Consider the following 11,461-nt stretch of genomic DNA (forward strand, 5'->3'; position numbering starts at 1 on the left):
GTTCCTTTCGAGACCGGCACCACGGCAACTTCCCCTGAAGTACCTGGCATGAGTACAGCGCCACCACCCAGCCGGAAGCCGCGCTTCAGCTTCGAGTCTTCCGCACCATCCTTGATCCAATCCGAGGCTAAACCCGAAGAAATAGGCAACGATTGCTATGGATCACCGCCTCTGATGATCCAGGCCGATGACATTCGTGGAGCTGTTCCGTCTGAGTAGATGAGGAAAGAAGATCTGGGAGGAGATCGGATTATGGGACGGATCAGTGTGACGGAGAGTGTGACCCTCGACGGAATCATGCAGGGCCTTGGCCGGGTTGACGAGGACACCCGCAGCGGGTTCGCGCGCGGCGGATGGGGGGCCGGCTATCAGGACGAGGTGTCGATGACTTTCATGGGTGAAAGGATGACCGGTGAGGGGGTGATGCTGTTCGGCCGCCGGACCTACGAGGACATGCTCGGCTACTGGACGGCAGCGACGGACCCGAACCCCTTCACTCAGTATCTGACGCAGGTACAGAAGTACGTAGTCTCCCGCGCACCAAACCCGTCCACCATGAAGCTCGACCACCCAAACTCGACGCTGCTCACCGGTGAGGCAACACACACCGTCCGCGACCTGAAGGATCGAACGGACGGGAACATCACAATCCTCGGGAGCGGCGAGCTTGTTCGCGCCCTGCACACAGCCGGCATGGTCGACGAATACATTCTGCAGATTCACCCCATCGTGCTGGGTCAGGGGACTGCCCTGTTCGGAGCTGCAGACCGGGCAAATCTGACGCTGCAACGGTCCGTCACCACCACTACCGGTGTCATCATCGCCCAGTACTCCGTTACACCCGTATCCAGCGGGAGTGATGAGGCCGAAAGCGGCGACCGATAAGCTCCGATCGGAGAGGTCAGAGTAGTCGGCACGCTCGAGACGGGGCTTTTCGAGATCACTTGCTCGGTAGGGATCGCCACTGCCCCGATGGAGTCTCGCTGTACGGCCAGGAGCGACTGTGGTGCGGGAGCGAACCTTGCTGCAGTGTATGAAGGAACCGGCACGAACCGGAGGTCGATGTGAGCGGTGAGGGTACGAGTGACGTCAGTGGGAATCGAACTCAGTTCTGACGAGGCCATGGTTCTGCACGTGTGGGTGGCCAGCTTCAATCAGACTGGAGAGAGCACACAGGTACTGCCATAGGACGACGAATAGACGTACCTCGATCGGAAGGTTCAGCATGAGCAGTGAGCGTGGCAGGAACAGAGTTCGGATTGCGCAGGGGCATACTTCGTGAGCGCGCCGGTCACTCGCTCGACCAGTTCGTCCCAGGACTCGCGGTCGGAGTTCCGCTTGGTGCGCCCTGTGGCTCGATTGATTGCTGCTTCCGCTGTGGGCACGGCAGTGGTTGCGACGTTCCTCGATACCGCGTCGAGGACAACGATCAATCCGTTCAACTTCTTCGGGTTCTTCACCATGCAGAGCAACATCATGACTGCACTGGTTCTTCTGATCGCCGCGGTCCTGGAACTCGGCCGACGACCGGCTCCGGTGTGGCTTGTGCCCGTACGGGCTGCGGTGACCACCTTCATGGTCGTCGTCGGCGTCGTCTACAACCTGCTGCTGGCAGGTCTTGCTGGCGGAGTCGATCTGGCCTGGGCGAATTGGGTCCTGCACGTCGCGTTCCCCATCTACGCGTTCCTCGACTGGCTCCTCGCCACTGACCGACACCCCCTGCCCTTCACAACTATCGGGCTGACCCTTGTCTATCCACTGACATGGTGCGCGGTCGTCCTCGTTCGTGGTGCCACCGACGGCTGGGTGCCCTACCCGTTCCTGGACCCTGCTACCGGTTATGGATCCGTCGCCCTCTACGTCGTCGTCATTGCCGTCGCGTTCGCCGCGTTCGGCGCCCTCGTCATCGGGATCAGCAGGATACGCCTGCCCTGGGCGAACCGCTCCAACTCCACGCGGTAGGTCCCGCGCGTGGACAAGAGCCGCCGCTCCCAGCCCACCAGAACCGACCGGAGCCCCGAAATACAGACGGACCACGGTGATGTCCGTGGTCCGTGCCGCTCACGTGCTACTTCGTTCCACTTGCATCCGGGCCTTCGCTTCTCGACTTCGAGGAACGCCGCCCATGTCGAGACACACAGTCCGTCAATCCGAAGTTGTAGCTCGTCCCAGCAGCAACCAACGGCGACGCCATGTGCTCCCGCGATGTCGTCGGCCACGCCAAATGCATCGCACATGGAGCGATACGGCATCACCGCTCAGAACGCGTTCGTCATGCTCACAAGCCGGCTTCTACACCAACACGAAACTCATCGACGTGGCCGAACACCTCGCCACCACCGGAGCAATGCCCTCCCGGGCCATGAATGCCTGCCACCGGACTGCCGAGCGGGAACCTCTAGTTCCCAACGGCCTGCTGGCCCAGAGGAGAATCGGCGGCCGTGCGCGTCCCGTGGCTTCCTTACGGCCCGGGGCCGTCGTTCGAAGGCGTCAGTCGACCGGGGCGTGGCTCAGCTGTGCGTCGTGTTCTCCCGCATCTCCTCGAGGCTCAGCTCCGGTGCGCCGCCTGCTGCCGCCTCCGGGTCCATCCACACGAAGTCCCAGTGGTGGCCGTCGGGGTCGTCGAAGCTCTTGGAGTACATGAAGCCGTGGTCTTGCTCGCCGGCGGGCGTCGCGCCCGCTGCGAGGGCCTTTGCGTGAACGTCGTCGACCTCCTCTTTGCTCTCAGCGCTGAGGGCGAGCTGCACCTCGGTCGAGGTGGTGGCGTCGATGATCGACTTGCTGGTGAACTCGGCGAAGAACTCCCGCGTGAGCAGCATCGTGGTGATCGTGTCGCTGATCACCACGCTCACGGCATTCTCGTGGCTGAAGCCCTCGTTGATGGAGTACCCGAGCGCTTCGAAGAACGTCCGGGATCGCGCGAGATCACTGACGGCCAGGTTGATGAAGATCGTGGTGGGCATGGAGACGATCCTTCTCTCGGGACGCCGGCGGCCCGTCGCCGCCGATCGTCACTGCATGATGGTGAGGGGCGGCCGACATTGTCAAGCGACTGGGAGCAGCGTTGCGGTTCGGCCGGGGCACGTGGTTCCCAGCTGCCACCCGGCCGCGGAGGTACGTCCCGTAACCCTGAAGCTTCACACGACAATCGAACGGGTCGATTGCCGTGCCACCTCTTCCCCGGAATCACGGGGCTCCCTCTGTCTGGGGAACTCCTCTCGACGCCCTTCTCGAACGCCTAGCCCCGTATGTCGCCGAACAACGACAGGGCCGTTGCTTCGCTACCCGATGAGCTAGCTGACGGCGATCAGGGTCGCAACGATTGCGAAGACGGGGAGAACGCCTTGCTTGATAGCTGCGCTCCTCTTGGTCGGACTTGAGACGAACAAGACCAACGCTGCGGAAGCCATCGACCCGACCCCGGCGAATATCAATGCCGCGCCGACACCGGCGTCAGCCGCAACGAACACGACGATGCCCACCAGAGCAATGAGGGCGAGGAAGAGATTGTAGAAACCCTGGTTGAACGCGAAACTCTTCGTGACCTTGACCTCGGCATCACTGGCCGGCCCGAACGTGCGACGCGCCTGAGGACCTTCCCACGCGAGGGACTCCATCCAGAAGATGTAGAGGTGCAGTACGGCAGCCAAGGCGGTCAGGATCAATGCCATCAGTGTCATGGTGAGCTTTCCGGTAGACGTGCACGGTCCTACGCGGCGCGAACGAGACGACTCTACCGAGCCACTACACGCCGAATACGGTCGAGCCCGAGCAGCCAGCGACTCCACGCAGTCGTGCCCACAGCCTATCCGGCCGGATACCATCACGACGCGTTCGATAGGCGATGCCCTGTCGGTGCATCCGGCCAGCGCCGGGAATCCCTAGGTTCGGCACGGCAGACCTCGACCTCATCGAGGCAGCACCACCCCGCAGAGCCACCACAGACGCACGCACCACCGAAGCAGGTATGGCCCGCGACCGCAGGTAGCCAGCAATACAGCGGAGTCACCGACTCTGGATCTCGAGCATTTCCCGCCGACACGTGGCATATGGAAAGCGAAGGCAACGCCAGTCGGAGGATGACGCGGAGGAACCGGTAGTTGGAGGGAATGCTCGCCGAGCCGCCGGCGGAGGAATCTGATGAGTGAGGACCCTTGATGGGAGTTCGGCTCCGATTCCGGCGGCTGGTCCCTCCGGTAGCTCCGATCTCGACTTCCGCCGCCTGGTGGGAGTCGCCGGATCGCGTCCGAGCGTTCGCTACCCCGGCTGTCGACGCTCAGTAGGGACGGCGCTTCCTAGTAAAATGACGATCGGATCTCCGACTGGTCTCCCAATGCTGATGTGTTGAGTTGGTGTGCCGACGCTGCGAAGGCAGCACCATGCCATCATCCAGTGAGGAAGACCCAGTGATCAAGGCCTACACGTTCGACGACCGATTCGACGTCGTCCGCTTCGAGCGTTGCGCTGTCTCCGTGCGCGCCAGGACGAACGTCGTCATCTCCGAGGTAGATGCTCTGATGATCCTGCGGCGATGCTTCGAGCTGACGGACAACCGGCAGTACGTCGTCCTCCTGACGGTCGCCAACATCATGGGTGTAAGTGCTGGTGCCCGCCGTGTCCTGTCCTCGTCCCGCAACGTTCTTGCTGCAGCGCTGTTCGGCCAGGGTGCCATGGATGAGGTTCTCGCCGCTCCCTATCTGCGGGCCGTGTATCCGGGCGAGTACTTCACCGAGGAAGCCAGCGCCCTGCGGTGGCTGGCCATGATGCACGATCTCGTATGCGCTGACCCTGTCCCCCATGCCCTGAGTCTTACCGTGGACCTGGACCCGTTCCGCCCACGGAAGCCACGAGTAGCCTGAACCGCGGCACTTCCACGGCACTCGGTCTTTCTGCCGCATGCAGGGCGAAGCACAGCATGGCGTTAGGTGTCGGTGGTGGGGCAGCGCAGCCGTCACAACACCCCCGGCGAGAACTACGCCTCGGGTGATGTGGCGGTCACTGACCCAGCCCGGAGACGCGGCTCTCGACGCACATCGACGGGCACTTCGGGAGCTAGCCGACACCGTGGAACGCATCATTTCTCCATCAGACGTCTCGTCGACCTGAAGCATCACGAGACACTCGAACGGCTCGAGCGCCGTGCAATCATTCCCCGGAATCGAAGGGGGTCCTTCGTCCCAAGTACCCGCCTCATCGGCTTGCAGCAGTATGGGCGGTGGGGAGCACTTCCCCACCGCCCATATCCGCGCTGACCCGTTGGCTTCTCCTTGAGAAGCTACTGGGCCTTTCCGTTGCCCGGTCGTATGGTGATCGCAGCCGTTGCGGTGGTTTCGATACCCGCGTGGTTGACCGCGGTGGCGTTGAGCTCGAAGCTGCCTTTGAGCCCTTCGATGGGCAGTTCGTATCGGCCGTCGACTCCGGTGATCTCCTGCCCGTCGAAGGTGACGGTGAGTGAGCGGACGCCCGACTCGGCGTCGTCTGCTCGGATGTCGAGCGTGAGTCCGCGCCTGGCACCGACCTTCGTGTCCTTGAGCCCTGTGACGACTGGTGCTGTCTCGTCGGGCACCGGAGCATTCACGTAGGCGATGCTCGGAACGGGAGGCGTCGTCATCCCCTCGCCCAGGAAGAAGCTCGTGTGAGGGGGCTGGTTGTAGGCGGTGTTCTGCCATGCCACGCCGAGCCGGTACACAGGATCGTGCATCAGGGTGCGGATGCGGTGCTCGGTGACATCGGTGGTGGTGAAGATCTTCAGCGATGAGTGATCAGTACTGCGGTAGACGAGTTCTTCGCGCCAATCACCGAACAGGTCGGCCTGCAGGGCCGGGTTCCCCTTGGTGCCGTTACCGGTGAGTGTGCCGTCGAGGGTGAGGAGCCGTTCTTCTGTCGTCGACTCCCAGTCCCACTTCGAGATGGTCGGGGTCGCACCGGTGGCGAGCTCGAGCGGGTCGGTGTAGTCGTGGTCGGTGATCTCACGCAGCAGGTCCCCGTCCCACCAGGTGAGGAAATTCGCCGCGGGGATGCTCGTGCCGAGGTCCGTGCCGTCGGCTGCGCGGAGTGACCCGACCTTGGAGTAGAACTTGTAGGCCCCTCCGATCGCCCACGCCTCGTTGCCCTCATGGGTCGGGTCGATGTCGCCTGCAGCTCCGCGACCGGTGTCACGGGTACCGGGGATGGACCAGAGGATCTCGCCGGTTGCGGCATCACGCATCGTTGCCGCACGCTGTCCGCTGCTCGTCATGCTCTCGTGCACCGAGTAGACCTCGAGCCCGTCACGGGAGGGGATGTGGTCCGTGACGTGCATCGCGTCGCCGTGGCCGAGGCCGGTGGTGTACAGCGGGGTGCCGTCGCTGTCGATCGTCATGGATCCGAAGACGATCTCGTCGGCGCCGTCGGCGTCGACGTCTGCGATGGAGAGATTGTGGTTGCCCTGGCCCGCGTACTGGCTGCCGGCAGTGGTCGAATCGAATGACCAGCGCTCCTGGATCCTGCCGTCGACGAAGTCGAACGCGGCGATGGAGGTCCTGGCGTAGTACCCGCGGCTGAAGATCATGCTCGGGGTCTCACCGTCGAGGTAGGCCGTGCCCGCCAGGAAGCGGTCCATCCGGTTCCCGCTGGTGTCACCCCAGGAGGCCAGCTCTCCGCGCGCCGGTACGTAGTCGATGCTGTCGAGGGCCGCACCAGTAGTGCCCTCGAAGACGGTCAGATATTCCGGCCCGGCGAGGATGCGGCCGCTCGTGTTGCGGTGGTCCGCCGCGGCGTCGCCGATGACGATGCCGGCACCATCGACTGTGGCGTCGGCGGTCTTCATCGCGACTTCGGCTCGACCGTCACCGTCGTAGTCGAAGACCTGGAACTGGGTGTAGTGCGCTCCGGCACGGATGTTGCGGCCGAGGTCGATCTGCCACAGCCGCGTGCCGTCGAGCGTGTAGGCGTCCAGGTAGACGTTGCCGGTGTAACCGGAGCGCGAGTTGTCCTTCGCGTTCGTCGGGTTCCACTTGAGGATGATCTCGTACTCGCCGTCGCCGTCGAGGTCTCCGACCGATGCGTCGTTGGCTTCGTACTCGTAGGTCTCCCCTGTCGGAGTCGTTCCTCCTGCCGGGCGCTGGAGCGGGATGTCCAGGGACTGATCCCCCCACGGGCTGAACTCATCGGTGACCGTCACTTCGCGCTGGTCGATCAGCGCGGTCACGCGGTAGACAGAGGTACTGGTCCCTGCCGCGTCGAGCATGTTCGTGCTCCTGGTGATCGGGTCTTCAGTGATGCGCACGCCGTCGCGGTAGACGTGAAACCCGATCGATTCAGGGTCGAGGCCGAGCATCCGCCAGCCGACATAGACTCCCCCTTCGGTCGTCACGGCGACCGGGGCCCGATCGAGGTATTCCATCTGCCGGACCGGCGTGTCCTCCGGCGCAGCTGATGCAGGCATGCTCACCAGCGTTGCAGCAGCAACGGCGGCCACTGCCGCCGCTCCCAGTGCTCGTCGTGATCTTCGTGGGTGGACGAATGAAACCATAACCATCTCCCTTGATGTCCTGGTACAGAAGAAAGCCCAGAGCTTCCCCAGTTGGGAAACCGCTTTCCTTAACGACTTCATCGTCCGTTCGCGGCCCGACGGTTGTCAAGAGCAACAAGCCGGATCGTGCATCGCCCCTGAGGACATCACGGGCCGAACCGCTGTTCACTGCAGAGTGAGGCATCGCAGCGGCGTGGGCTGCTCGGACGGGAGCGGTCCACCGTGCATCCAGCGTTCCAGTAGCCGGATGTCGCACCACCGATCACTTCAGAACTCTCCGTAGGGCCAGTCGAAGTGGGCGCGCGTCTCCTCGAGCGGCAGCTGCAGGGTGCGGGCGATGTCATTCCAACTCGCGCCTTCATTGCGTGCCAGCCGGACGGCCGCTGCCAGCTCCCTCTCGGCTCGCTGCGCCTGTTCCTGACGGTCTTTCAACAGGGACTTCCAGTCCTGGATGAGCCGGCCATGCAACGCCAGGTCGTCGTCGCTCGCTTGCTCGAAACAGTCCCCCAGCAGCCGGTACGAGGTGAAGGCTCTGAGGGCCTCGTCGGGGCTGAGGTTGTCGAAGTCGTCGGTGTTGTTCGGACCTGCATACGGCGGTCTCCTCATCGGCGTGACTCCTCAAGAAAGCGTCGTGTCGGGAAATCCTTCACTCGGGCACAGCGGGAGTAGGGCCCGAACGGCCACCTGCGCCCCTTCACCTGGCCGGCGAAACCATCGTCGTACCTGGGGACAACTGATCCTGCACGGCAGGATAGACCTCACTGGTCGAGTCCGTAACCCGCGACCCCGCGGCCGGGACGACGAACGATGCGTGCCAGAAGCAATGGTGCTTCGGCGAGACCACCCGAGCTCGGATGATCTGGAACAGGGTGCGGCTACTGAGCCGGCCGTTCGCGGCGCCGTGGATCTCGATCCGCGTCGCCATGATTCGCGGCTGATATTCGTCGCCGGCGACACTCCTGGGAAGCACAACGGGTGAGACACGTTGCGCCGCTTCCTCTCGTCCGTCAGCGAACTGGCGTGCAACAGCGTCACCGATCAGTGAAGAATGAGAAAGTACGCTACATGCCGCGCACCGTGAGTGCTGTTCTCGACGGCGAGGTCGAGAGCCCCTCCGGCGGACACACCGTATGCCCGCGTATTCGTCCTGGTCTGCGTCCCTGCACAGCGCTGACCCCCGTCAGAACAGGAAGTGTTCATGCCCTTTCGAAGCAAGCAGACCCTCGAATCCTGGGTCGAGGAGTTCCGTACCACCCGCGAGGGTGGCGCCCTGATCACTGTCCTCGTGCAGGAGGGATTCGATGGCGCGGACACCGGCCTGGTCACCGTCCCCCTGCGCGACGACGGCACGGAGATCTATATGCAGCCCGTCGCCCTCGGAGACCCGACCTGGTCGGTCACCATCGGGATGCGGAACGCTGAAACGACGTTGAGCGCAGCCCAACTCCATGGGCTTGCCGCCGAGCTCCTCCTCGCGGCCTCGCTCTGCCAGTTCCTCCAGGAGAAATCCATCCACCACGTCGAAGAACCAGCCGAAGACCGGGACAGCGACCACTAGGGTCTCGGGTCCTGCGTCGACAGCCCTCCTGATCACCGATGGAGCGCCTGGCCGCTCGTTGCGCGGCAGGCTTCGCCGGGTCGGGATCCGGGCATCAGCCCGGCCTGTCAGTCCACTCGTCACTCACGGTGTCAGTGCCGTGTTCTACGCTGTGTAGTGGAGTCCTGTCCGGGGTGTCCGTCGTACTCGACCTACCGTGCACCCTGGGCAGGACTTCCGACTGCCCGCGGGTCCTGCCCGAGGGTCCTGCCCACAGTGCGGCCCGCAGCGCGGCCCCGAGAAGGGACCGCGCTAGGGCATCAGAGGACGCTGCGGTACACCCCGAGCGTCGTCTCGGCGATGGAGCCCCAGTCGAAGTGCCGCTCCGCGCGTTCCCGTCCCGCGGCGCCCATCGCGGACGCCTTCGCCGGGTCACCGACGAGCGCGTTCAGTGCCGCCGCGAAGTCGTCGACGAACCGCTGCGGATCGAGCGGCGTGCCCGTGCCGTCCTGCACCTGCTCGATGGGCACCAGGGTGCCGGTGACGCCGTCGTCGATCACCTCGGGGATGCCGCCCGTGGCGGACGCGACGACGGCGGCGCCGCACGCCATCGCCTCGAGATTGACGATGCCGAGGGGCTCGTAGATGGACGGGCACGCGAAGACGGTGGCGTGGCTGAGAATCTGGACGACCTCGCGGCGCGGCAGCATCTTCTCGATCAGCACCACGGACCCGCGCCGCTCCCGCAGTTCGGTGATGAGCACCTCGGTCTCGGCCGCCAGTTCCGGCGTGTCCGCGGCGCCCAGGCAGAGGACCAGCTGCACGTCGGCCGGCAACTGAGCGGCCGCGCGGAGGAGGTACGGTACACCCTTCTGCCGCGTGTTGCGGCCCACGAAGACCACGCTCGGCCGGTCCGGGTCGATCCCGTGGGCGCGCAGCGCGTCGTCGTCCTCGTCCCGCGCCCACTGGGCGACGTCGATCCCGTTGTGGACCACGTGCACCTTGCCGGGGTCGACGTCGGGATAGCTGCGGAGGATGTCGGCCCGCATTCCGGCGGACACGGCGATGACGGCCGCGGCCGCCTCGTAGGAGGTCTTCTCCACCCAGGACGAGAGGGCATAGCCGCCGCCGAGCTGCTCGGCCTTCCAGGGGCGCAGCGGCTCGAGGCTGTGCGCGCTCAGGACGTGCGGGATGCCGTGCAGCAGGGACGCGAGGTGACCGGCCATATTGGCGTACCAGGTGTGCGAGTGCACGAGGTCGGCGCCTCCGATGGCGTCGAGCATCTGGAGGTCGGTGCCGAGGGTCTGCACGGCGGCGTTCGCTCCGGCGAGCCCCTCCGGGACGCCGTAGGACAGGACGGATGCTCCGTGGTAGTCCTCCGGCCGGGGCGCACCGAAGGCGTGGACCCGGAGGTCGACCTGCGGCGCCAGGACCCGGCTCAGTTCGGCTACGTGCACCCCCGCGCCACCATAGATCTCGGGCGGGAACTCCTTGGTCACAATGTCTACTCGCACTATCTCAACGTAGTGCAGTGCGTCGGAGTCCTCTAGTGTGAAGTGGACCGGAAGGGTTCCGGGATGTGGGACCTACGCCGGATCGGTCCGGATCGGGACGGCAGATCACTCAAGGAAGAGCGGGGGGTCGATAGTGGCACCGAAGAAAGTACTTGCCGTGGTGTTGGCAGGCGGAGAAGGCAAGCGGCTGATGCCATTGACGGCGGACAGGGCCAAGCCCGCCGTGCCGTTCGCGGGGAGCTACCGGCTCATAGACTTCGCGCTGTCCAACCTGGTCAACTCGGGATACCTCCAGATCGTGGTGCTGACGCAGTACAAGTCGCACAGCCTCGACCGGCACATCTCCGAGACCTGGCGGATGTCCACGCAGCTGCAGAACTACATCGCGTCCGTCCCCGCGCAGCAGCGACGCGGCAAGAGCTGGTTCCTCGGCAGCGCCAATGCCATCTACCAGTCCCTGAACCTCATCCACGACGCCCAGCCGGACATCGTCGTCGTGATCGGCGCGGACCACGTGTACCGCATGGACTTCCAGCAGATGGTCGACGCCCATGTGAAGAGCGGCGCTTCCGTGAGCGTCGCGGCCGTGCGACAGCCGATGAACCTCGTGGACCAGTTCGGCGTCATCGAGGTCGACCAGCACGACCCCGGTCGCATCGCGGCGTTCGTCGAGAAGCCGACGACGACGCCGGGCTTGCCGGACGATCCGAACAGCTTCCTCGCGTCGATGGGCAACTACGTCTTCACCACTGATGCGCTCGTCAAGGCCCTCGAGGACGACGCCGCACGGCTCGACACCAAACACGACATGGGCGGGGACATCATCCCCTACTTCGTGGAGCGCAACGACGCCGCGGTGTACGACTTCACGACGAACGACATCCCGGGCGCCACCGA

10 protein-coding genes are annotated in these 11,461 nt (G+C 64.5%); 5 read left to right on the forward strand and 5 right to left on the reverse strand.

Annotated elements, in window-relative coordinates:
* Positions 1 to 252: 252 nt before the first annotated feature.
* Together CVO76_RS12035 and CVO76_RS12040 are read left to right on the forward strand one after the other, a co-directional pair.
* Entirely contained in the window at positions 253 to 885 is a 633-nt protein-coding gene (locus tag CVO76_RS12035; protein ID WP_208739411.1) for a dihydrofolate reductase family protein, read from the forward strand.
* Positions 886 to 1,377: 492 nt separating this feature from the next.
* Positions 1,378 to 1,962, forward strand: coding sequence for a Pr6Pr family membrane protein (locus tag CVO76_RS12040; protein WP_208739412.1), 585 nt, complete (start codon positions 1,378 to 1,380; stop codon positions 1,960 to 1,962).
* 548 nt (positions 1,963 to 2,510) lie between these two features.
* Here CVO76_RS12040 and CVO76_RS12045 read toward each other — a convergent pair.
* Both CVO76_RS12045 and CVO76_RS12050 read right to left on the reverse strand, forming a co-directional pair.
* Positions 2,511 to 2,963, reverse strand: coding sequence for a VOC family protein (locus tag CVO76_RS12045; RefSeq protein ID WP_208739413.1), 453 nt, complete (start codon positions 2,961 to 2,963; stop codon positions 2,511 to 2,513).
* 330 nt (positions 2,964 to 3,293) lie between these two features.
* The gene (locus CVO76_RS12050) at positions 3,294 to 3,671 is read right to left on the reverse strand and encodes a DUF1304 domain-containing protein (protein WP_347876207.1); all 378 of its coding nucleotides are present in this window, start codon (positions 3,669 to 3,671) and stop codon (positions 3,294 to 3,296) included.
* 708 nt (positions 3,672 to 4,379) lie between these two features.
* Here CVO76_RS12050 and CVO76_RS12055 point away from each other — a divergent pair.
* Positions 4,380 to 4,859, forward strand: a complete 480-nt coding sequence (locus CVO76_RS12055; protein WP_133081913.1) for a hypothetical protein — start codon at positions 4,380 to 4,382, stop codon at positions 4,857 to 4,859.
* 416 nt (positions 4,860 to 5,275) lie between these two features.
* Here CVO76_RS12055 and CVO76_RS12060 read toward each other — a convergent pair whose 3' ends face one another.
* Both CVO76_RS12060 and CVO76_RS12065 read right to left on the reverse strand, forming a co-directional pair.
* Complete coding sequence (locus CVO76_RS12060) at positions 5,276 to 7,519, reverse strand: rhamnogalacturonan lyase (protein WP_432206098.1); 2,244 nt, start codon at positions 7,517 to 7,519, stop codon at positions 5,276 to 5,278.
* Between the two features lie 261 nt (positions 7,520 to 7,780).
* Positions 7,781 to 8,119, reverse strand: coding sequence for a hypothetical protein (locus tag CVO76_RS12065; protein ID WP_208739415.1), 339 nt, complete (start codon positions 8,117 to 8,119; stop codon positions 7,781 to 7,783).
* A 592-nt stretch (positions 8,120 to 8,711) separates the two neighbouring features.
* Here CVO76_RS12065 and CVO76_RS12070 point away from each other — a divergent pair.
* Positions 8,712 to 9,071 (forward strand): hypothetical protein, encoded by a 360-nt coding sequence (locus CVO76_RS12070; protein WP_133081911.1) that lies wholly within the window; start codon positions 8,712 to 8,714, stop codon positions 9,069 to 9,071.
* Between the two features lie 299 nt (positions 9,072 to 9,370).
* Here CVO76_RS12070 and glgA read toward each other — a convergent pair whose 3' ends face one another.
* Entirely contained in the window at positions 9,371 to 10,564 is a 1,194-nt protein-coding gene (glgA, locus tag CVO76_RS12075; RefSeq protein ID WP_208739416.1) for a glycogen synthase, read from the reverse strand.
* A gap of 190 nt (positions 10,565 to 10,754) precedes the next feature.
* Here glgA and CVO76_RS12080 point away from each other — a divergent pair.
* Positions 10,755 to 11,461: sugar phosphate nucleotidyltransferase (locus CVO76_RS12080; protein WP_244185935.1), on the forward strand; the 707-nt coding region annotated here is incomplete at its 3' end.

The organism is Arthrobacter agilis (assembly GCF_002953615.1).
GTDB lineage: Bacteria > Actinomycetota > Actinomycetes > Actinomycetales > Micrococcaceae > Arthrobacter_D > Arthrobacter_D agilis_B.